Origin of the sequence: Blautia sp. MSK.20.85, assembly GCF_013317245.1 — a bacterium.
Taxonomy (GTDB): domain Bacteria; phylum Bacillota; class Clostridia; order Lachnospirales; family Lachnospiraceae; genus Blautia_A.
This window is the reverse complement of sequence record NZ_JAAIUN010000038.1, coordinates 1-23266: the sequence shown is the minus strand read 5'-3', so window position 1 is coordinate 23266 and position 23266 is coordinate 1. Positions and strand designations below refer to the sequence as shown.

At 39.2% G+C, this 23266-nt stretch carries 24 protein-coding genes; 20 read left to right on the top strand and 4 right to left on the bottom strand.

Features of this window, described 5'->3' with window-relative positions:
- Positions 1–245 precede the first annotated feature (245 nt).
- The 19 genes from G5B12_RS15165 (at position 246) to G5B12_RS15075 (ending at position 19444) form a co-directional block, all read left to right on the top strand.
- Positions 246–569, top strand: coding sequence for a hypothetical protein (locus G5B12_RS15165; protein ID WP_330597749.1), 324 nt, complete (start codon positions 246–248; stop codon positions 567–569).
- Positions 570–954: 385 nt separating this feature from the next.
- Positions 955–1494 carry an RNA polymerase sigma factor gene (locus tag G5B12_RS15160; RefSeq protein ID WP_173741500.1) on the top strand — a complete coding sequence of 180 codons (540 nt, stop codon included), beginning with the start codon at positions 955–957 and terminating at the stop codon, positions 1492–1494.
- Complete coding sequence (locus G5B12_RS15155; protein WP_174088716.1) at positions 1488–2594, top strand: DUF4179 domain-containing protein; 1107 nt, start codon at positions 1488–1490, stop codon at positions 2592–2594. Before G5B12_RS15160 ends, G5B12_RS15155 begins: the two co-directional genes overlap by 7 nt.
- Before the next feature lie 43 nt (positions 2595–2637).
- Entirely contained in the window at positions 2638–3369 is a 732-nt protein-coding gene (locus G5B12_RS17640; protein ID WP_244096116.1) for a glycosyl hydrolase family 95 catalytic domain-containing protein, read from the top strand.
- 746 nt (positions 3370–4115) lie between these two features.
- Entirely contained in the window at positions 4116–4631 is a 516-nt protein-coding gene (locus G5B12_RS15145; protein WP_118513929.1) for a sigma-70 family RNA polymerase sigma factor, read from the top strand.
- Positions 4631–6058, top strand: coding sequence for a DUF4179 domain-containing protein (locus G5B12_RS15140; protein ID WP_174088715.1), 1428 nt, complete (start codon positions 4631–4633; stop codon positions 6056–6058). Before G5B12_RS15145 ends, G5B12_RS15140 begins: the two co-directional genes overlap by 1 nt.
- A gap of 212 nt (positions 6059–6270) precedes the next feature.
- Positions 6271–7623, top strand: coding sequence for a L,D-transpeptidase family protein (locus G5B12_RS15135; RefSeq protein WP_227752251.1), 1353 nt, complete (start codon positions 6271–6273; stop codon positions 7621–7623).
- A gap of 127 nt (positions 7624–7750) precedes the next feature.
- The gene (locus G5B12_RS15130) at positions 7751–7936 is read left to right on the top strand and encodes a hypothetical protein (protein WP_174088711.1); all 186 of its coding nucleotides are present in this window, start codon (positions 7751–7753) and stop codon (positions 7934–7936) included.
- A gap of 11 nt (positions 7937–7947) precedes the next feature.
- Entirely contained in the window at positions 7948–8604 is a 657-nt protein-coding gene (locus G5B12_RS15125) for an ATP-binding response regulator (protein ID WP_244096115.1), read from the top strand.
- A gap of 135 nt (positions 8605–8739) precedes the next feature.
- Positions 8740–9291 carry a hypothetical protein gene (locus G5B12_RS15120; RefSeq protein ID WP_118513919.1) on the top strand — a complete coding sequence of 184 codons (552 nt, stop codon included), beginning with the start codon at positions 8740–8742 and terminating at the stop codon, positions 9289–9291.
- A gap of 77 nt (positions 9292–9368) precedes the next feature.
- Positions 9369–11255 carry a beta-N-acetylhexosaminidase gene (locus G5B12_RS15115; protein WP_174088710.1) on the top strand — a complete coding sequence of 629 codons (1887 nt, stop codon included), beginning with the start codon at positions 9369–9371 and terminating at the stop codon, positions 11253–11255.
- A gap of 168 nt (positions 11256–11423) precedes the next feature.
- Complete coding sequence (locus G5B12_RS15110; RefSeq protein ID WP_005423065.1) at positions 11424–12089, top strand: response regulator transcription factor; 666 nt, start codon at positions 11424–11426, stop codon at positions 12087–12089.
- A gap of 281 nt (positions 12090–12370) precedes the next feature.
- Positions 12371–13507: a sensor histidine kinase gene (locus tag G5B12_RS15105; RefSeq protein WP_244096114.1), complete on the top strand. Its 1137-nt coding sequence runs from the start codon at positions 12371–12373 to the stop codon at positions 13505–13507.
- A 99-nt stretch (positions 13508–13606) separates the two neighbouring features.
- A complete protein-coding gene (locus G5B12_RS15100) occupies positions 13607–15091 on the top strand; it encodes a DUF6034 family protein (protein WP_174088706.1) in 1485 nt (494 codons plus the stop codon).
- 118 nt (positions 15092–15209) lie between these two features.
- On the top strand, positions 15210–15983 hold the full coding sequence (locus G5B12_RS15095; RefSeq protein WP_244096113.1) for a hypothetical protein: 774 nt from the start codon (positions 15210–15212) through the stop codon (positions 15981–15983).
- Between the two features lie 18 nt (positions 15984–16001).
- A complete protein-coding gene (locus G5B12_RS15090) occupies positions 16002–16730 on the top strand; it encodes an ABC transporter permease (protein ID WP_226844734.1) in 729 nt (242 codons plus the stop codon).
- Between the two features lie 43 nt (positions 16731–16773).
- A complete protein-coding gene (locus G5B12_RS15085) occupies positions 16774–17424 on the top strand; it encodes an ATP-binding cassette domain-containing protein (RefSeq protein WP_044925097.1) in 651 nt (216 codons plus the stop codon).
- Between the two features lie 2 nt (positions 17425–17426).
- A complete protein-coding gene (locus tag G5B12_RS15080) occupies positions 17427–18740 on the top strand; it encodes a hypothetical protein (RefSeq protein ID WP_173739943.1) in 1314 nt (437 codons plus the stop codon).
- Positions 18737–19444: a hypothetical protein gene (locus tag G5B12_RS15075; RefSeq protein WP_244092821.1), complete on the top strand. Its 708-nt coding sequence runs from the start codon at positions 18737–18739 to the stop codon at positions 19442–19444. The genes G5B12_RS15080 and G5B12_RS15075 overlap by 4 nt, the downstream gene beginning before the upstream one ends.
- Here the strand turns inward: G5B12_RS15075 and G5B12_RS15070 are convergent.
- The 4 genes from G5B12_RS15070 to G5B12_RS15055 form a co-directional block, all read right to left on the bottom strand.
- Entirely contained in the window at positions 19433–19681 is a 249-nt protein-coding gene (locus tag G5B12_RS15070; RefSeq protein WP_226844739.1) for a hypothetical protein, read from the bottom strand. The two genes, G5B12_RS15075 and G5B12_RS15070, sit on opposite strands and share 12 nt — an antisense overlap.
- Positions 19682–19779: 98 nt before the next feature.
- Positions 19780–20430: a hypothetical protein gene (locus G5B12_RS15065; RefSeq protein WP_173761571.1), complete on the bottom strand. Its 651-nt coding sequence runs from the start codon at positions 20428–20430 to the stop codon at positions 19780–19782.
- Positions 20431–20527: 97 nt separating this feature from the next.
- Positions 20528–21988: a sensor histidine kinase gene (locus tag G5B12_RS15060; protein WP_174088702.1), complete on the bottom strand. Its 1461-nt coding sequence runs from the start codon at positions 21986–21988 to the stop codon at positions 20528–20530.
- Entirely contained in the window at positions 21972–22637 is a 666-nt protein-coding gene (locus G5B12_RS15055; protein WP_174088700.1) for a response regulator transcription factor, read from the bottom strand. The genes G5B12_RS15060 and G5B12_RS15055 overlap by 17 nt, the downstream gene beginning before the upstream one ends.
- Before the next feature lie 192 nt (positions 22638–22829).
- Between G5B12_RS15055 and G5B12_RS15050 the strand changes: the two genes are divergently transcribed.
- Positions 22830–23162, top strand: coding sequence for a transcriptional regulator (locus G5B12_RS15050; RefSeq protein ID WP_330597747.1), 333 nt, complete (start codon positions 22830–22832; stop codon positions 23160–23162).
- Positions 23163–23266 lie beyond the last annotated feature (104 nt).

Genomic DNA, 23266 nt, shown 5'->3' with positions numbered 1-23266 from the left:
TATCGTACAGGATTTCCTGATGCATAATGAATTTGGTATAAAACATTACAAAGGAAAGTGACCCTGTACGGCAAAAACATTATACAGCGAAAAAACACTGATAGGTAGACTTCAGCAATATTTTTTGATCTATTTTGAAACTTTTTCTGTTCCGACAGCAGATACCTTATTTCTGCTGATATTATCTATACTGAGCCGCACACAACGGTTCCAACTATCTGAATGGACACTGCTTTGTGAGAGTCATGCTCTGCGTACCTGTCTGGAATGGAGATAAAGTATCTCATCTTTCCGTTCCTCTTGGTTATCGTATGTGGCAGAAAAAAGAGTCTAAACTGGAACTGGCAGCCTCCATGATCCGGCAGGTTATGCCTGAATTTCACAGCAAAGATCATGTCATCATCCCTTGTGACAGCTGGTATACAAAACAGAACCTGGTATCCATCGTTGATGAATATCCGAATCCGGATCTGATTGGCAATGCAAGGAGTGATTCTGTCATGTATGATCTTACTTATGTCTATTTTTTTGTTTGTAAAATTTCTGAAAATATTCTGGTGAAATGGTAGTATAATACGGAGAATGAAAAAAACGTAAGAGAGTAAAAATGAAACTACCGGATAAATTAGCACCGTTTCTGGAATTATTGCACATATACAGAGAAACTGGGTGAGAAAACAGTAAAAGCATATCGGATTGATTTAAGCAGTGTTTTGTTTTTGTCGCCTGTGAAAAGCAAGACAAAGAGAAGCTTGAGGAATATATTACGGAATTACATAAAAAATACAAACATAAACAGAACAGCGATTAAAAAAAGTAGATATTTCGTTGGCAATGGAAGAGGCAACGGAAAAAAATACTTTTATGAGAACCGATTTCCTTTCCGATGCATCTAATTAGTGTAAAAGTAAACATGAGTAGTAATCCAGCTGGACAAAAGGAGAAGACAAAGTTATGACAAAAGATGTATTTATTAAGGAGGTTCGGGATGCAGAAGCCATGCTGTATCATATATCAAAGTCCATTCTGAAGAATGACTCTGATTGTGGGGATGCTGTGCAGGAAACAATTCTTAAGGCATATGAAAAACTTCCCACTTTAAAGAAAGAAAAATATTTCCGAACATGGATCACAAGGATATTGATCAATGAATGCAAAGGGATTCTTCGGAAAAGAAAAAATGTTATTCCATATGAAGAATATATGGACAATATGAAAATGACTGAGGAGGACAGATACAGTCATTTGTATATGGCGATTATGGAACTTCCGGAGGATCTGAGGGTTTTGGTAACATTGTATTATTTAGAAGGATTTTCCTTGAAAGAGATCAGTGAGGCTCTGGATATTCCGGAAGGAACGATCAAAAGCAGACTTTCACGTGCAAGAGAGTTTTTGAAGGTGCAGTTATCCGAAGAAGAGAAAAGACCGGCAACTGGGAAAAACAACAAGCAATTAAAGAGAATAACAGGAAAGGGGAAAATGTCATGTTAGAGAAGAAATGGAATAATATCGCACCGGAAGTACCACAGGATTTTCATAATAAATTTGAAGATACACTAAAACAGATTGAACAGGCGGATTCAGTTGATAAAAAATACAAAAGAAAAAAAATCAGTGGACGATTATTGATTGCAGCAGCAGTAATCTGTACTGGTATGGCTGTTACTGTGGCTGCAAAAGAGTTCTTTAAATGGAATGATTACCTGGTGAAAAGACTGGATCCATCGGAGGAACAGCAGGAGACACTGCAGGAATCAACTTATATTCAGAATATAGACCAGTCTGTAACACAAAATGGTGTGACGGTTACCCTGACAGATTCTATTCAGGATCAGGGATTCCTGTATGCTTTTTTTGAAGTGAAAACAGAGGACAGTATTTCTATGACTGATCATACTTCTTTTGAGGAGATGACACATTTTAAGATCGATGGAAAAGAAGTATATGCAGTGGACGATAACAGATTTGGAAGTTTCAATACTGGGGTAGGACAGGATGTGTTACTGAAAACAGATCAAAATTCTACACATCTTAAATATTTTAACGCCTGTATATCTTATGACGGTGATTATGATCTGAGTAATAAAACAGTAGAAATCACATTAAAGAATCTTACGGAGGAAGGAGATTATGATACGACTGTTATTACAGATGGAACATGGGATTTTAAATGGACTCTGGGTGCAGTAAAGCCTCCGACAACTCTGGAAGTGAACCGGAAATGTGATTTTGGAGGTTATGAAATCACAGTGAAAAAAATGGAAGTAACGCCCCTTTTATGGTCATTATATCTTGATTATGATGAAGCTATGAAGGTGTATGAAGATGAAAAAAACAAATTTGAGTACGCAGGTACGGACTATGGCATGGATCTTTATGCCAGAACTAGTATTGACCAGGTGCGTTATAAAGATGGAACGGTTTTAACACTTGATAGGACCATGGGAGGCATCGCTGGCGGTGGAGAAAAACAGGATAAGGAAAACGGTATCCTGATCATCAGAAACAGCTTCCCGCAACTGGTTGATGTAGATAACCTGCAGGCGGTACATTTTGGGAACATTGACCAATGGCTTGAAGTGCGGGGATAAAAGTTTTTTCGGTGATACAGAAAAATCCTCCCATAATTAGATAATGAGAAAATACAAAAAGAACCGATACAAGGTCTTTGCAAGACTGATATCGGTTCTTTTTGGGGATGTAAAACGGGTACTTTCAAAACTGCCGCCATTTAAGACGGGAAGCTTTGGACAGATCCGGGAATGGTTCCTGGATTATCCGGAAACAGAGATCCATCACCGCCATGTTTCCCATCTGTATGGTCTTTATCCCGGAAACCTGATCACAGAAAAAACCCCGGAGCTTCTGGAAGCCTGCCGGGTGGCTCTGGAAAGGCGCGGGGACGAAGGAACCGGATGGTGTATGGCATGGAAAGCATGCCGCTGGGCCAGACTCCGGGATGGGGAACATGCACTGGGGCTTTTGAAAAACCAGCTCCGTTATACCAGGATGGAAAATATTTCCTGTGTGGGAGGCGGCATTTATCCCAATATGCTGTGTGCACACCCACCGTTCCAGATCGATGGGAACTTTGGCTTTGCAGTTGCGGTTGCAGAGATGCTTATCCAGAGCAGGAAAGGGCATATCCTGTTACTTCCGGCACTTCCGGATGAATGGAAAGACGGAAATGTCCGAGGAATGAAGGTACAGGGTGACATCACAGTTGATTTCGAATGGAGAGATAGCAGGATACACAGGGTTCGCCTCTGCTCTTCCCGTGAGCAGAAAGTAACGCTGGAATGTAATGGAATTTCAAAAACAATATTTTTAAGACCTGATGGGACAGAGGATATGATTTTTGGTTGATCTGTCCTGAGGGCCTGGAAATCATAGACAGTGGTAAGTAATGGGGTACAATAAAATACAGCCAATCGATTTTGTCAGAAACTATTGATATTTCTTAGGGTATCGCATATAATATAGTTAAACTAAAAGGTTTCGTGTAGCGGCACGTAAAAGCTGTACTGTGCCCGGGCAGGGTAATTACTGGGACTATTTGATACTCGGAAGGGTATTACGCCCACACCAGGGAGATACGGTGAGTCCGCGCCGGGGACTTAATGATACCGGCGACATATTAGACGTTCGGAAGGATGTCGCGGCTGACAGCCAGCATAAAACCGCTTTTTAAGATTATGGGCACTGGATAACAAAAAGTTGTCCGGTGCTGTTTTTATATTATAGTGATGATTTGGAAAAGATAGATGGGAAAACAACAGGATAGAGAGAAAATCGTACAGGAGATTAAAATAGCTGCCGATCTGTATAGGAAGCATTTAGTGTGGTGATTCAATTAATCTGTCCTGAGGGTCTGGAAATCATAGACAGCCGTATCATGTAAAAACACATGGTACGGCTGTTTTTATACCCTAATAGGACCTGATGATCATAAAATTTGAACGATTTCGGGGGTGTTTTTATCTGAGATAATTTTTTTAAAAATATTTGCAACCTTTTTAGGGATTCGTACGTCTAATAAGTAGGAGCACATAAATGAAGCTTCTATAGTATACTCCGAATGACTGGTCTGAGATAGGAGAATTGGAACTATAATGAATGAAGTTTTGATACGAAAAGCGAAGAAAGGCGACAAGGATGCTTTTTGCAGGCTCATGGATGAAAATGTACAGAGTATGTACAAGATTGCAGCAGCATATCTGAAAAATGATGAAGATGTTGCAGATGCAATACAAGATACGATCCTTTCCTGCTATGAAAATCTAAGAAGTCTAAGAAAGAACAGATACTTTAAAACATGGCTGATACGCATCCTGATCAATAAATGTAAAGATGTCATGCAAAAGAATAAACTGGTTACTTTTATGGATCAAATTCCAGAAACACCTTTTCATGAAGAATATGAGACAATAGAATGCTTACAGGCATTAGAACCATTGGATAGTAAATATCGTTTGGTTGTTATTCTCTACTACATGGAGGAATTTAATATCCGGGAAATCAGTAATATCCTGGATTTGCCAGAAAACACAGTGAAATCCCGCCTTCATCGTGGAAGAAAAAAAATCGCAGAGATATATGGATATAAAATTAAGGAGGAACGTGCCTAATGATGACTCTAAATAATAATGAGAAAGATTTCCAGAAAAAAATGCAACAGGATACAGAGATTCCGGCGATTGTACATGAACATATCAATCAGGCATATCATTTGATTGAGAATAATACGGTTACTCAGAAAAAAGCACCAAGGGATCCATTCCACTGGATGAAAATCGGAGGCAGGGTAGCAGGAGGTATGGCAGCGGTACTGGCGGTCGGATTTATATTCTGTGCAACCAATCCAGTAATGGCAAAGAATATCCCGGTTGTAGGAGGGCTTTTTGAAATCTTGCAGGATAATGTAAGTTTCTTTGGTGATTTTTCGGATTATGCAACAACCTTGGAATCCGTTGATGGAACAACGGCAGATGGCAGTGAAGCAGATGAGGACAAGACAGGTAATGCCACTAGTGAGAATGCTTACATTAAAACAGCAGATGGGCTGACAATTACATGTTCTGAGGTATATGCCAACAGCCAGGCGGTCTATATAACTATGCAGTTTAAGAGTGATAAGCCATTTCCAGAAACGTCAACCAGGGCGGAAAGTGGAACACCGGTCATTGATCTGGATATGACTGGCGGTGTGGACTTTAATTCAGAAGCTAGTCCGGTGATCGACGGTCAGGTGGAAGGACAGTTTCTGGATGACAACACCTATGCATGCATTTTCCGTTATGATCTTGCTCAGGCGACAAAAGACTATACGGAATATAATGAGAAATACAATGAAATGACACAGCAGGTAATGGATGAGATGGGAATAACTCAGGCGGACTTAGATGATCAGACGGATGAAGGTTATGCGCTGCTGGAAGAGTTTATCAATAAATTGTCTGAACGTGGTGGAGCATATCAGAAGTACATTAAAGAAATTGATATTCCAGATACCTTTAACCTGCATCTGGATATCACGAAGGTAAGAGGGCTGGAAGCAGACTATGAGTGGTCAGAAGCGGATGATGAAAACTATGGAAGGGATGCCGGCTACTACAAATATGAAGGTGACTGGAGTTTCGATATCCCGGTTACGATAGATGATTCCCAGACAGAAGTAATGGAACTCAACGATACAAACGATGAAGGTATTGGACTCAAATCTGTAATCCGTACTCCATATGAATTGACGGTAAATGAACTTTATAAAGAAGGATCCAACAGTGACTGCTTTATGGTAGCTCTTGATGCCAATGGGAACACACTTCCATACAATGAGTCTACTGGAAATTGTAATAACTTCACAATTCAGGACAGGGACATTTCTACAGTAGATATTTATTTCCTAGATTATATCCAGTATATGGATGAACTGAAGGGGCAGCAGAATTTTGATAATCCTACGAAAGAAGACGGACAGAAATGGAAAAAACTTCTGGAGGAAAATGCAAAGTACCATAAGACATTACATTTTGATAGTGACAATGCAAAAAACTAATTGATTCAAAGAAAGATAAATAAGACATGAGACCAAAAGAAGTGATAGGGCAATCAATGAGAACCATAAAATCGGCAAGACCAGGTTCAGTTGTTTATGTACCGATGGATAAATCGGAATTCAGATCCATTATATTTTCAGAAAAGAAGAAAAATAAAATTAAGAAAATTGTAATATTGATTATATTGATGCTTTTTGTTATAGGCTGTTGTATGTATGCAGGTATATCTTATTATTACTCATATCACTTCTTTTATGGGACGACCATCAATGGGATTGACAGTTCAAATAAGACAGCATATGAGGTTGAGCAGGAGATTGCTGGGAAAAAGGATAACTATACTATTCAGGTAAGGGCAAGAATGCAGGACCCGCAGGCCATTACAGGAAAAGATATTGATTATAAATACGTATCCAGCGGTGCGGTTCTTCAGCTGTTGAAAACTCAGAAATCATGGGAATGGATCGGCAGTCTTTTTGAAACAAAAAACTATATGGTTCAAGAAGAGACTTTTTTCAGCCGGGAGAAACTGGAAGAACAGGTAAATTCATTAAATTGTGCGAAAAAAGAGAATCAGATAGCACCGGAAAATGCGTATGTAAGTTTTGTTAACTCAGAATTCACTATTGTGCCAGAAACGGAAGGTAACGAATTAAATACCAAAGAAGCTTATCAGATGATATGCAGGGCAATCGATAACGATGCGGCAGAGGTAGATCTGGAAAGTGATCCAAAGGCTTATAAGAAAGCAGATGTGACAAAAGAAAGTTCAGAACTTCAGAATATGGTAAATACATATAAGAACCTGACAAAAGCAAATATCACATATACATTTGGAGATGAAACGGTAACACTTGATGGGAATACCATCAAAAACTGGCTGCAGTTTGACGAGAAAGGGCAGCTGCTCCAGAATGATGAAGCCTTCCGGCAGCATGTAGTGGATTATGTGGCACAGCTTGCAGCAGATCATGATACAGTTGGCACTGAAAGACAATTCCAGACCACAAGCGGAAGGACGGTGTATGTATATGGCTCAGCTTATGGATGGAAGATTGATCAGGACAAGGAAGTAGCACAGCTCATGCAGGAAATTCAGTCAGGAACCCAGACAACCAGGGAACCGGTATATTCTATGAGGGCAAATGCACACGGAATCAACGATCTCGGAGATACATATATAGAGGTAGATCTTACAGAACAGTATATGTGGTATTATCAGAATGGAAATATTATTTTCCAATCAGAAATCGTATCCGGACTGCCAAGCGATCCGGATAGAAAAACACCCCCTGGAATATTCACACTGAATTCAAAGAGCAGTCCGTCCGTGCTGCGAGGTGAAATGACAGCAAATGGAACCTATTCTTATGAACAACCGGTAACGTACTGGATGCCATTCAATGGAGGAATTGGCTTTCATGATGCAGACTGGCAGCCGTACTTTGGTGGTGACAGATATCTTACAGGTGGTTCTCATGGATGCATCAATCTTCCACCAGAAAATGCCGGACAGCTTTATAGTCTTATTCAGTATGATGTCCCGATAATCTGTTTTTACTAATTCTATATTCAAGATGTACAGGACAGGAGCTAAGTTGTAATGCAGCTGGCTCCTGTTTTTCATTGTCAACAGTATCAGCCTGACGCATGATCACCATTTCGGTAATCCAGAACAAAGCAGACTTGATGTGGAAGTGGAAGAGCGATTGGTAAAAGCTAGCAATCTCTTCCTTTCACAAAGAGTGAAGAAGAGAAGGCACATTAATGGGATTGACGTATCAATACTGGAATCATATAATGGGTACAAAGAAAAATTTATTTATGGAAATAAACACATTGACAGAGCATGCAAAAGTGCTGTGATTAAAGTTTAAAAAGAATCCTTATGAACATCATAAGTAATGCTGTCAAGTATAATAAAGAAAAAGGAGAGATACTGCTCAGCTATTATGAAACACAGGTGGATGACAGGCATATACTGTTTGAGTTTCACTGCAAGGATACCGGAGTTGGAATGAGTAAAGAATTTCAGAATCACATTTTTGAACCATTTACTCAGGAAACAGGCGGTGCAAGATCTGTTTATGGAGGAACAGGTCTTGGTATGCCAATTACAAAAAAACTAATAGAGAAAATGGGCGGTACGATTAAATTTGAAAGCGAGAAAAATGTAGGAACCACATTCATGGTACAGCTTCCATTCCTTATTTCTGCTGATATGAAGCATGCAGAAAGCCAGGAAGATGATGTATCAATTGGAGGCATGAGAATCCTTTTGGCAGAAGACAATGAATTGAATATGGAAATTGCGGAATTTCTTCTGACAAATGCAGGAGCAGAAATTATAAGGGCTTCAAACGGCAAGGAGGCTGTTGAAGCATTTGCAAAATCAGGTGTTGGTGAGATCAATGTAATTCTGATGGATATTATGATGCCAGTTATTGATGGCCTGGAAGCTACCAGAGAAATACGTACAATGAACAGAAGTGATGCATCTGCTGTTGTGATTATAGCTAGAGGGGGCATATCAATTGGACAATGATATGCCCCCCCTGCCGATGTTTGTTAACTGATGCATTTTGTTTATATATTCCCTTATTTTGTACATGGACTCTTTTATATGGAAGGTGTATAATGGATGAAACCTATATGATAAAGATTATGGAGGCATAAGATCATGGCTGACTTGATAAATTTTGTTACACTGTTGAATGGAAAATTTGATAATAAGGATCAATTTGAGAAAATAAGTAAGACAAATCCACAGTATCCATATGCAAAGCATATCAATACAATATGTAATTCCAGAATTGCAAATCTCCCAAATGGTTTCGAAGGCGTATTTATGATTGAAGAGAGCTATTATTCTGTACAGGGAACTACCCGCTCTTCTTCACATTTGTTTCTTTTCATGGAAGAAAGCAATTCAATAAAACTTATTTCTTATGAGATACCGGAAGGATATGATAAAAAGAATTTTACTTACAAAATGTTCAAAGGTGCCGACTATGATCAGCTAAAGTGTTCTGCAAAATTTACTCCTGCATTTTTCAGAAAATCAGGTGATACATGGGAAGGCGGAAGTGTAAGTATGTTTTCTCCCGTATTGAAATTTTCTCTGCATGAAAAGTTCACTGAAAATCAATTGGAAGTATCAGAGTCCATGGAAGTAAATGGGAAAAGAACTTTTGGTTATGATGAGCCGATTATTTACAAACGAATAAAATAGAACATTGACAGGGGATGCTCTGCTAAAAAGATTGATTTATTAAGAAGAGCAGAATTCCTAAATAAAGAGGAATACGTATGAACGTTGTTTTTTCATCTGATAAGAAAGAATATAATACTATTAAAAAAGGTACTGAAATACTGCTCGCTGAAAAGGACGGTTTCAACCAAAACATAGAATTGTTTGTTAAATTTCAGGACAGACCAGAAATATTGATCAATAAAAGAAAAAACCAGATTCATATCATCTGTCGGGAAATATCTCATTATTACCGCGCACTTAATTATGCCATACATCATATGGAAGAGGATGAATTTCAATATCAAGAGCATGTCTGTTTTGAAAGAAACGGTCTTATGCTGGATTGTTCCAGAAATGCTGTATTTACAGTTGAAAAGGTGAAATTCCTGATCAGGATACTGGCAAAACTTGGAATGAATGTACTCATGCTTTATACAGAAGATACCTATGAAGTAGAGGGGCAGCCTTATTTTGGAGCTTATCGCGGAAAATACACCAAAGACGAAATAAAAGAACTGGATGCTTACGCTTCCATGTTTGGGGTAGAGCTTGTTCCGTGTATTCAGACCCTGGCTCATCTGCACAATGCGCTGAAGTGGCCGGGAATGGATAAGATTCGTGATTCTGCGGACATTCTCCAGCCTGAAAAAGAGGAAACTTATCAGTTTATTGAAAAGCTGCTCAGCTCAGTAAAGGAGAATTTTTCTACCAACAGGGTACATCTTGGAATGGATGAGGCTGTCATGCTGGGACTTGGAAATTATCTAAAAGAAAATGGATATAAAAAAGGGTCACTGATAATCAGGGAACATTGTAACAGGGTCGTAGATATTTGCAGAAAATTAGAATTAAAGCCTATGATATGGAGTGACATGTACATTACAGCAAATTCTACAGGCGGATACTATGATCTGCCCGAAAACACGGACTGCTCCAAATGGGAAAAACCGAAAAAAGATCTAGGATTAGTATATTGGGACTATTATCATGCTGATACCAGAACCTATGAAAAAATGCTGGATATCCATGCGCAGTTTTCGGATAACGTTATTTTTGCAGGAGGATCTTGGATTTGGAACGGAATTTCCCCCAATTATTCTAAGACCTATGCGTGTACCAAAGCAGCTCTTTCTACTTGTAAAAAATACAATATAAAAGAGGTGCTCTGTACAGCATGGATGGATAATGGTGCAGAAACCCCGGTGGATGCTTTGCTTCCGGGACTTGTACTTTTTGCACACCTTGATTTTCACAGAGACTATGACGAAACAATCCTTAAGCAGGAGTTCAGGGACTGCACAGGCGGAGAATTTGATGATTTTATGGCACTTGACAATTTTGATTCCTTATTCTTAAATACGAAAGAGAATAAAGAGGCTCAAAATCCTTCAAAATATCTGTTATACCAGGATCCAATGTTAGGCATTTTTGATTATCATGTGAAAGAATCAGGTGTCAATACAAAATCTTACTACCAAAACATACAGAAATGTATGAAGGAATGTGCAAAAAAAACAGGAAAATATCAGCTTTTATTCTCATTTTATGAAAAACTGGCGGCGGTATTAGCTGATAAAGCCGATTTGGGCATGTGTATAAAATCAGCATATGACAGATCGGATAGAGCAGCGTTGAAAAATATCAGTCAGAATGTTATTCCTGGAATCATCTGCAATCTGACAGAGATGAAATCATCAAGAGAAAAAATCTGGATGAACGATGCAAAGCCATTTGGTTATGAGATTTTGGATATAAAAATTGGTGGCGTAATTACAAGACTTAAAAGTACAGGATACCGGATTGACAATTATCTGAATGGAAATGTGCTTCGTCTGGAAGAGCTGGAAGAGGAAAGACTTCCCTATTTTACCAAAGGAATGGACAAGCGGGAGAACTTATGGAATCGCATCATCAGTGGATGTGACTTAAATGACACAATCTGATAAAGGTAAATGAAAGGAATCCGGCTACGTATGGAAACCAAAACTATTCTCACAGAATGGTTTTGGTTTCCTTTTTTGCTGTTACAAATCAGTTACAACTGCAATATAGAATTTAATGTATAATTAACCTGTGAAAAGATATTTATAAAAACATGTGAGGTAATAATCATGAAGGCAAGAATTCTTGTGATAGAAGACGAAATGTCAATCAATGACCTGCTATGTATGAATCTGGAGATTGCAGGGTATGAAACAGTAGGATATCTGGATGGAAATGAAGCATATGAAGCAATTATTCAAGATCATGCGTTTCAGTGTGCACTTGTAGATATCATGCTTCCCGGAAGAGACGGCTATAGCCTGTTACCGAAACTGAAGCAGTATGAAATCCCCGTAATATTTCTTACCGCAAAGGGAGATATCGCGAGCAAGATAAAGGGATTAAAAGACGGTGCGGAAGATTATATTGTAAAACCATTTGAAATGCTGGAAGTGATGGTCCGTCTTGAAAAAGTACTGGAACGTAATGGCACTGTACAAGAACAGATTCAAATTGGTGATGTCATCATTGATACTGCTAGTCGTACTGTTACAAAAATGGGCATGGAAATCTATTTAAAGCCAATGGAATATAACTGTCTCATGGTGTTCGCCAAAAACCCGAATAAAGCACTGACCAGGAATCAGATTCTGCAGGAACTGTGGAATGAAGAGTTCTGCGGAGAAACAAGAACTGTGGATGCACATGTGGGTCGTATCAGGAAAAAGCTTGGCTGGCAGGATAAGATTAAAACAATTCCCAGAATCGGTTACAGACTTGAGGTGGATTTATGAAACTCTTAATAAAGATCTTTTCTCAGACTACATGTATCATTCTGTTGGTATCGTCAGGGATCTTTCTCTATACCACTTATTGTTGGAAAAATCAGAGTATACAGAATATCAACAGTTATGAAAGCAGTATATTCAGAACAAATATCTTACAGTTTGAAAATAAAACAAGCCTTTCCGACAATCAGAAACAGAATGCCGACAACGAAATGCGCCCCCAAATAGTTACTTATGCTTTTCGGCAGGTTTTTCATGACAGCGCGGTTTTATATCTTGATGGAAAAATGACCTATAATGGAACTGTTTATGAATTCGACGTAAAAAAGTTAAGAGAATTATGTGCAAGTAAGGCAAACATGGTGGATCATGGCAGCAACAGTGACGGTCATGGCCCTATGATCAGTCAGATAAATGGAAGGACACTTTTGTTACTTTACTATGGCAATGTAAATATGGGATATCAGATTGTTACTTATAAAGATATAACAGATGTAATAGAAAAAAGTCATCTGCTGTTTTTTCAGACTGGTGGATTTACTTTATCTTTGATCGTGGTGATGGGAATTGTCCTTTATTTGAGCCTTCGAAAAATCACAGCACCGCTTATAAGCCTAAGAGAAGCTACGCTTCTTGTTTCTGAAGGTATTTATGATTTTAAAGTACCGTCAGAGGGAAATACAGAACTTGCGCAGGTAGGTGCAACTTTTAATTTTATGACAGGTAAAATAAAAGAACAAATTGAAAGTCTTTCTAACATAAACCGGACACAAAAACAGCTTATTGGAAGTCTGGCTCATGAGCTGAAGACCCCAATGACTGCAATCATAGGCTATGCAGATACATTGCTTACTGTGCGCCTAACCCCGGAAAGGCAGGAGAAGGCTCTGATTTATATTGAAAATGAATGTCGCAGGCTTTCAAGACTTTCTATGAAAATGCTGGAATTAACCGGACTCTATGAAGCTTCGGAAGACTCATTCAATCCAGCTGAAATACAGGTGGATAATTTCCTGAAAGAAGTAAAAGAACTCATTGATTGCAGGCTTCAAGAAAAAAACATCTCTCTTGATGTATTTTGTGAACCAAAAGAATTGGTAAAGAAGTTTGATCAGGACTTAATGATAAGTGTAGTGACAAATCTAATTGATAATGCAGTCAAAGCTTCCAGGAAAGAATCTAAAATTGTGCTTGAGGCAACCCCAGACCATCTGATGGTTCAGGATTTTGGAAAGGGAATACCAAAAGAGGATCTGGAAATGGTGACGGAACCATTTTATATGGTAGACAAATCTCGTTCCAGGGCAAAAGGAAGTGTAGGGCTCGGTCTTTCATTATGTCAGAAAATTATAGAACTGCACGATTTCCATCTGAAGATTGAAAGCAATCCGGGAAAAGGAACTACCGTCTCTGTTTTCTGGTAATCACACTAACGTTTACATATCAGTTACAAATCGCGAAAGATTTGGTGTAATGCTCGATGATATACTTATAACAACCTTAGAAAGGAGATTTTACCAGAAATGAGAAAAAATATTAAAAAGTTTGCAGGAATAGTGCTTTGTATTGGAATGTTTACAGGATGCGCACAGACCCCGGATTCTTCTTTGGTAAAGCCAAAGGGGAGCAAGGCTGTAGATGCTTATACGGAAGCGGATGATGTTAGCGGTTCTAAAGGAGAAGCATCTGAAAGCAAGAACGATGACGGTTCAGAGTCAAAGACAACCATCAGGAATCTCATCGATGCTCCTCAAAATTATAAAAGCCATGTGGAAGATGACAGTGCCAAGCTCGTGGTAAATACAGATGCAAGCGTAGAAATTCCGGAAGTGGAAAAGATATCTGCTATTTCTGTCACTGCGGCAGAAGTTACCCAGGAGCTTCTAGACCGTATTACAAACGCATTCTTCTCAGAGGCAAAACTTTATACCATGGATAGTTATTATGTGAAGACAAAGGATGAAATTAAAAAAACTCTGGATGAACTAAAAGAAGACGTTGCTAACGGAAACCTGGATCCGTATAACTATGGAACAGACGATGATGGGAATTATGTCTATGATATCTATGAAGATATTGAGACATGGGAACAGGAATACGAAACTGCTCCGGAAAAGAAAACCCTGACAGAGGCAAAACCTGTTGCCGGAAATTATTTCAGTTGTATTGCACAAATGCCAGACGATTCACAATACTACTATATGATATCTTCCGATGGCTCCGATACCTTGTCAGTCAAGATCAAGAAAGCAGCAAACAAGGGCGGGGAAAAAATACCGGAGGATGCAATGTGGTGTGATTACGGATATTCTGAAGAGGAAGAAAAACCCACAGAAGAATCTATCGGGCTGTCCTTGGATGAAGCCAAAAAACTTGTAAAGGAAAAAGTTGAAAAAATGGGCATCACAGATTTACAGTTTTCTAACTGGAATTACGCGGTGTGCAAAAGTTTTGAAGGCGATAATAGTTCAGGTAATTTTGGAAATGGATATAGAATTGATTATGCACGTACCATAAATGGTGTGCCGATCACTCAGACAATTGCAGATGGTGGGGCATTGGAAGATATGGACAGCACAATGGAAACATGGTCTTATGAAAGTCTCTGTTTCTATGTCGATAAAGATGGCATAGAAAGCATGACTTATTCAAATCCCTACACAATTGGTAAAATAAAGACAGAGAATTTAAATCTTCTTTCGTTCAGCGAGGTTATGAAAATTTATGAAAAAATGATGGTGGTAACAAACGCTGATAATATGCAATATGAAAATTCCAGGGTCTATAATATTGATCGGATCGTTCTTGGCTATGCCAGAATATATGAGCCGTCTACTGACGCACACACAGGTATTTTGATCCCCGTCTGGGATTTTTTCGGCAGCATGACTTCAGAAAGTGAATATAACGGAGAAACAGAATCAAATACCAGTAAAGATCCGAATGAAAGTTTCCTTACCATTAATGCCGTGGATGGCAGTATCATAGACCGGAATCTGGGTTACTGACATGAGACAGGTATTTGGAATTGTAAGGTACAATTTCTTCGGATTTCTACGCAATCCCAAAGTTATTTTTATATTTCTGTTAGAATTTGTACTTAGTTTCCTGCTTACAGGCAGAATCATGGTTGTAATGGAGACCTACGATACACCGGTACAGGCCATTGAACCATTTATCTGGACATTTGGGGATGGGATAGCAGTACTGTCCAGTTCGCTGCTCTTGCTTCTTATGTTTTCTGACCTGCCGAAGATGACACCTATTACTCCGTACCAGCTGACCCGGACAACCAAGAGGAAATGGCTTTTAGGTCAATTCATTTATGTTATTCTTGTAACTGTTTTATATACGGTTTTGATGCTGCTGTTTACGGCCGTGCTGTGTATGAAAAAGAGTTATCCAGGTAACCTGTGGAGCGAAACTGCGGCCATGCTTGGTTATTCAGAGTTAGGAAAAAACCTGCAGGTCCCTTCTACAGTAAGGGTTATGGAAAGTATCTCACCCTATGGCTGTATGCTGCAGGTTTTCTTCCTTCTGTTTTGTTATTCGCTGACCTTAAGCTTTGTAATCCTTGTAGGAAATCTCTATAAAGGGAAGACTAAGGGGATGATTTTTGGCCTTCTTTACAGTGTCTTTGGTTTTTTATTGGACCCGAAAGTACTGGCTGTAATTTTACATAAAGAAAAATACGAAATGTATCAGGTAAATGTATTAATCTGCTGGATCAGTCCTCTGAACCAGGCAGTATACGGAAAACATAACTTAGGTTATGACCCATTGCTTCCGAAAATCTCGCATTCCTATATGTTTTTTCTGGGTATTTTAGTTCTTCTTGCAGTTTTTGCAATTAACCGGATGAAAAAATATACCTTTGAATTTCTTGGAGAAAAGACATGATCGGAAGGGGGAAAACCTATGTGGGGTGAAACAAAACGTATGTTTTTTAATAAGAATTTTCTGGCAGCATGGCTGATAGCCTGCATTTCCATCGCCATTGGGCAGACTTATCCCAGCTTAAAAAAAGCACTGACATGTGGTACTTTTATCAGTATACTGGAAGGTTCTCTAAAAAGTCAGGCAGTATCTTTTGCCATTCCGGTAGCAGCCGTATTGCCATGGAGTGATTCCATTCTGCAAGAATATAAAAGTGGATTTTTAAAGGAGATACTTCCCAGAACGACTCGCAGACAGTATATCGAAGGTAAAGTCTTTTCCATTATGGTATCTGGTTTTATGGTCTGGACGTTATCTATACTAACGGCACTTTTTATCAATTTTATTTTGTTCTATCCGCTGGAGATAAAGGGTGCTATTCAGAAAGAAGCACTTCTGGACTTACTCATGAAGGCATTTCGGACAGGACTTATCGGAAGTATCATAAGCATTTTCGGTGGAAGCTGCGGGATTTTATGGGATTCTGCTTACATGGCATATGGAATCCCTTTTGTAAGCTTTTATTTCGGAATTATCCTTCATGACCGCTATTTTAAGAATCAGATATGGTTTTATCCAGTAGAATGGATACTGGCTGATGAAAATTGGGGACCGGACAAAATAGGACTTTGGCTATTTCTACTGTTGTTTTTATTAGTAATGCTGGGAATTCTGGGAGGTGTTTTATATGGAAGATTGGAAGAAATCTGAAGGGACATTTAATCTGGCCTGTGATCCGCAAAGAGCAAGTGGAATGATGCAGAACACCTGCGTAAAAATAGAACACGTGACCAAACGTTTCGGTGAAGACATCGTGTTACAGGAAGTAAATCTTTCCTTGAAAACAGGGAACGTCTATGGGATTGTTGGAAATAACGGTTCAGGAAAGACCGTCCTTATGAAATGCATCTGTGGGTTTCTTCCTGTAACTACGGGCACTATTTTTGTATTTGGAAAAAAAATAGGCCATGATGTGGATTTTCCTGAAAGTCTTGGAGTTATTATCGAGACTCCCGGTTTTCTTACACAATATACGGGCTTTAAAAATCTGGAGATCCTGGCAGACATGAATGGCCGGATTTCGAAGGCCGATATCCGCATAGTCTTAAAAAGGGTAGGATTGGATCCGGACATGAAGAAACCCGTCGGAAAATATTCCCTTGGAATGCGTCAACGCCTTGGTATTGCACAGGCCATTATGGAAGATCCTCTGTTTTTGATTCTGGATGAGCCGTTTAATGGACTGGATAAACATGGCGTGGAAGAAATAAGAGAACTGCTGCTGGATTTAAAAGCAGCAGGAAAAACCATTTTGCTGGCAAGCCATAATGAAGAGGACATCAGAATCTTATGTGACCACGTATATGAAATGGATGGAGGAATCTTAAGAGAAAGGACTGCCTGATAATGAGAAATTTATTTGTAAAAACGGCATTAGTATTGTGTACGACAATAATATTTCTTCCAGCTACCGTTTTTGCCACAGAGCCTCAAAACACGGAAGTTACATCTGCTGAAGAAGGATTTACGGACTCAGATCCGTCCGTATCTTATGAGAATGATAACTCGTTAACCCTTGATGAAAAAGAGGATGAATCTACGAGTACCGAACCTCCGAGCACCGAACCTCCGGCAGAGGATGAAAAGACTCCTGATAAAGCTGATACCGATAAAGAAAATCCGGATCCGGATATTTTTACATCAGGAGATGACTTTGGTGATGGTTCTAAATCGAATCCTTTTCATGTTGTAATAGACAGTGATAATCCGGAAGACGGTGACGCCCCGCAGATAACAGATCCGGTTATAGACAACGGAGGGTATTCGGGCGGTGGGGGAGGAGGTAATTCAACATCAGACTCATCAAGTGAAAAAATATTACATAAACCGCAGGTATTATTAGAAGACAGCAATCTTTCGGGTGGACGATTGGAGGCTGGTTCTACAACAGAAATGTCGCTGACATTTCGAAATAAAAGCTGCAGTCAAAATGTATTTGGTTTAAAAATTTCCCTTTCTACAGAGAACAAAGGAATTGAATTTGAGAAAAACTCTTTTTATGTACAAGTCCTGGCTCCTGGTGAAGCAATTACTTTGGAACAGATGATTACTATAACAGAAAACTGTGATCCTGGCCAGGCTGTCATTACTTTTTCTCTGGATTATGAAGATTCGAAAGCAACGGCAACTACCGGTACAGAATTACTGTCTTTTCAGATCATCCAACCGGTTCGTGTTAAGCTGGAAGCTTCAGATATTCCATCTGTTTTATACACTATGGATACAGTAGAGATCCCGGTAAAAGCAATGAATCTTGGAAGAGACAAAATATACAATGCAAGTGTCAGCTTAAAGGCTGATGAATTAAGCTCAAACGATACTGCATTCTTAGGGACCATAGAGGCCGGAGATTTATCCCAAGGAAGTCTTCGCATATATGTAAAAGGAAAAACAGGAAAATGTGCAGGACAATTAATTCTTACGTATGAGGATGCAGATGGCAAATCATATGAGGAAGAAATAAAATTTGATTCTGAAATCAAAGAAACCCAGATAAAGTCTTTAAAGGTTGAAGATGACCAGGAGAAAACCAATAACTGGTGGTATTCCATAGCTGCAGTTGTTGCAGTACTGCTTATTTCCATAATCCTGATTCTGGTCAGAAAGCTTCATAAGAAAAATATCCTTCTCGAAGAAGTGAGAAAGGCGGCTTCTCATTGAAAAGAAAAAAAATAGACAGCTTTACCTTATTTGTCATACTTCTGCTGGCATTGATACTTACATTATTAGGAATGCTGCTGGCAGGCATGAAAGAAGAAAAACGGCAATTTACTGTGTTACTCCCACTTGGAGATCTGGCTTATGATGAAGATTTTTTGCAGAAAGCGAAGAAGATAAAAGGTATAAAAGAAATCTGGCCAGTCATAGAAGTCCCGGTTGTCATCAAAATTGAAGATTATACGGAAACAACGACTTTTTCAGGAATTGATATGAATGCGTTTGGAAAAAATCCAACTCAGAATGAATTGGGGAAGATGCCGTTGGTATTGCTGGGAAATGGTTCCCTACGGGATATGAAAGACTATAATAATCATGCCATTTCAAAAAAACAACAGGAAAAATTTTTAGAGATGGGTGAAAACCTGAATATTTTTTATTCCCTGGATGAAAAAGAGAAGGATACTCCCAAAGCCACGGATGATCTTACCACTTTATCCGGCAATTCCGCAAGAGAACCGCAAACCTCATATATGCCCTGTAAAGCCGCTGTAGTAATAGAAGGCAACGAAATCTACATACCCATTTCCCAGGCACAGGATCTCTGCAAAGAAATAGGAGAGCCTTCTGAAATCAGTAAAGTATATCTAAAAATAAATGGAAAAAATAACCTGGAGAACGCAAAGAAAATACTTTCAGGAATTTAACATAATATATAGCAATTCGGCGATCGCCTTCGAAATGGTCTGGCGGCGGGTGTCCGGTTCTTCAAATTTTTTTGTTGCCATAGGCAAGCAAAGTCGCATTAGTCTGGTCAACGTATCCAGTAGCTTTTCAATTTCTGCTTCCACCTGTGCCAGCTCCACTTGATAGGCGGTCAGTTTTGGATTGATTTTTTCCTCCCTGCCGTGGAGTATCTGAAAGTCTTTGAACTTCTCCTGCATGGCAGAGAAAATGAATTGCTCAAATTCTTCTCTGTGGATTTTTCCGCAGCCCGGGCAGTTCTTGCTTTTTGCTATCGACCGGCAGAAAGGATTAGTTATTATTTCTGAACGGAGTCCGCCTCTTCTTGTGTGAGCTGACCATTTTTAACTGCATCAGAAATGGCTTTGTCTAATTCCTCAACTGTGGAATAATCCCCAATGTGTACTGTTTTTCCGTTATCTTTTGTTACATCAACACTATAAGAGGAAACTACATCTTCAGTAGGTGGAATCATGGAGTAGGTATCGCCGTCACCGTCATCTTTGGAATACAATACTCCCTTTTTGATACTTTCCAGAGTTTCTTTATAGCTGTCCATCATAGCATCTACACTTTCCTGTGTAAATTCATGGAATACGCCCAGCCCATCATACCAACCATCTCCGGTTCCAATCAAAGATTCCATTTCCTTTTTCTGTTCGTTCATCCACGCCTCATATTCATCAGCTGTCCACCACTGCACATCCGGTACCGTGTTGTTTTTCTCATAATCTGCCTCAGCGACCCAATTTTTACCGTCAACACTGATCTGTCCACCGTCTGTATCCTGATAGAGAATATCTGTACCGGATATGTTTCCTGTTTCGGATGTTGAAACCTTTGGTGTATCCGAAGCCAATGCACTTGCATAGCTTGCATAAGTAACTCCTGCAATGCTTAAACAGATTGCTCCACACAGTCCTATTGACCAAATTTTTTTGTTCTTCATCGATAAAACCTCGCTTTCTAAAAATTATAGCTACCCTCTTGAGGACAGCTATAATATAACAAAGCAACTTGGATATAATTTGCAAGGATTATGGATTTTAGATGGAGTTGTCTATCGGCTGCCTGCAAGGCAATTCAAACCAAAACAGTACACCATTGCTTGTATTTGAGATGCCGTACTTTGCTTGGTGTATTTCCATGATTTTATGAACAATATAAAGTCCTAATCCAGTTCCACCTGTATTGCGGTTACGAGATATATCTGCCCGATAGAAGGCTTCAAACAAATGTGGAATAGCATCGTCAGGCACACGGACACCTGTGTTTTCAATTTCACCACGAATTGTGCCATGTGTTTCGGACAAAGATATACGAATCAATTCACCACTTGGAGAATAACGAATTGCATTTACCAATATATTTTGAATTGCCCGTTCCATCTGTGATTGTTCCACTTCACAATAAAGGCGGGTAGGAATATTTGCTTCAAAGCACTGTTCCTTTTCTTCCAACAAATCTGTTACAGTGGCAATCTGTACCCGAAATATTTCCGCAAAATCAATGGTTTTATATTCGGATTTTTGAGTTCCCTCTGCTTTAGAAACATACAGCAGCTCTTTTACCAACTTTTCCATCCTATCAACAACGGCCAGGGAACGCTCCATGTACTCTATATGGTTTTCATAACCGCAGACTCCGTTCAGCATTCCCGCCAAATGTCCTTTCAAGATGGTTAGTGGTGTTTTCAGTTCATGGGATGCTGCCGAGAAAAAGTCTACCCGCTGTCTTTCTAACTCCTGTTCCTTTTCAATATCTGTTTTGAGCTGTTGGTTGGCAGTTTGAAGATCGTTCAATGCAGTGGATAGCGAAGCAGATAATGAATTTAGATTTTGCGCCAAACACCCTAATTCATCTTCTCGTCCTGTACCACATTGACCGGAAAAATCCAATTCTGCCATTTGCTTTGAAATCTTGCTCAGTTGCACAATAGGTCGAGTGATGTACCTTGTATAGAGCCATGCACAAAGGAGCGAAAGCAGAAAGATCATTAAGATAACATACGGAAGAATAGACAGCAATACCTTTGTTGCCTGCTGTACAACGAACAAATCCGTTTGAACTGCCAACGCATAAGCAGTGCCGTTTTTTAACGTGAACGGGTAAAAATTTGTCGTGGTTTCCCCAGACGGTTGCATATCTATGAACGATTCATCTTCATCGAATGTAACTGTGCAATCTGCCGAAGTAGTAGAGGTTTCCATTGATGCCTCGGCGGGATATATCATACAACCGTTACTATCCTCAATCCAAAAAGCGGCATTTGTTTCCTTTGAAAAAATAGATATATCATTTTCACAATCAGATATATTGTCAAAAGCTGTCATTTGCTCAACAAGGTGCATAGCGGCTTTCTCTGTGGACGCATTTATCAAATTGGAGTATGTCGCAGGTAACAGCTTTGAAATGAAAAAATATGTTCCGCCGCAAACCGCACCCAGTAGAAAAAATGTAATTATAAAAATCTTAACGGATAAACGTTGCTTAATGTACTTTGTCAATTCTGTATCCTACTCCTCTGATTGTTTTTATATAGTCAGCATTTAATTTTTTGCGAATGTTCTTTATGTGACTGTCAACGATCCGATCTTCGACATCCAAATCGTCCGCCCACAATCGGTCAAGCAGCATTTGCCGAGTAAAGACCTTTCCCTGATTTTCAAGCATAAGCCTAAGAAGCGCAAACTCTTTACTGGTTAAAACAACCTCGTTTCCGCCTTGATATACATGGAATCCGTCAACGTCCATACTCAGCTCTTTATAAGTAAGCAGGGATTGATTTTGATTTTCCACAGTCCTACGGCGAAGAATAGCCGCAATCTTGCACAGTAGGATTTTGGGCGAAAAGGGCTTTGGAATGTAATCGTCAATCTGCTGTTCAAAACCCCGCAACTGGTTTTCTTCATCCGAAAGCGCAGTAAGCATAATAATAGGGACTTGTGACCGCTTACGAATGACCTCACATACACCATAACCGTCGATTTTAGGGAGCATGATGTCTAACAGCACAAGGTCGATGGTATCCCCAAACATTGTAATGCCCGCCACACCGTCAGAAGCAACAGCGACTTCATATCCCGCATCAATCAGATGGTTCTTTAATATATCCTGAATGTCAATATCGTCCTCAACAATTAAAATCTTCTGCATTGTTCCACCTCCAATTTTTCAAATATAGCAGAGAAATATGTATCTATTATGGAGTCTCAAATTTTATCCGCATTTATTTTACCGCCATTCTTTCAATCTATCAATGTTGTCATCGAGTATGTAGATAAAATACTACTAAAACATAAAACTGCGTATCGTCCTCATAATCAAACCTGAAATGCAGAATAATATATGGGTGATATGAGAATGAACCAAGATGAAAGAAGGTTTGACTTCCACTCATTAGCATATATTTTGAAAACCAGGGGTTACAATCCAAGCCTGAATACCTTTTACCAAATCGTCACCTTGCTGGACATTTCCGTAGACCAGTTCTTTTATCCTAACAGGCAGAACAGCGAAAGTAACTGCTGCCAGCACATTGATGTCCTTTTAAACTCTAATGAAAAAGAATTTGTCGTGATAGAAGCCACAGCCGAGGGCATTAAGAAAGCCAGAGAAACGGAGGTTCCAGGAAAATCTACATACCCATTTCCCAGGCACAGGATCTCTGTAGAAAAATAGGAGAGCCTTCTGAAATCAGTAAAGTATATCTAAAAATAAATGGAAAAAATAACCTGGAGAACGCAAAGAAAATACTTTCAGGAATTTAACATAATATATAGCAA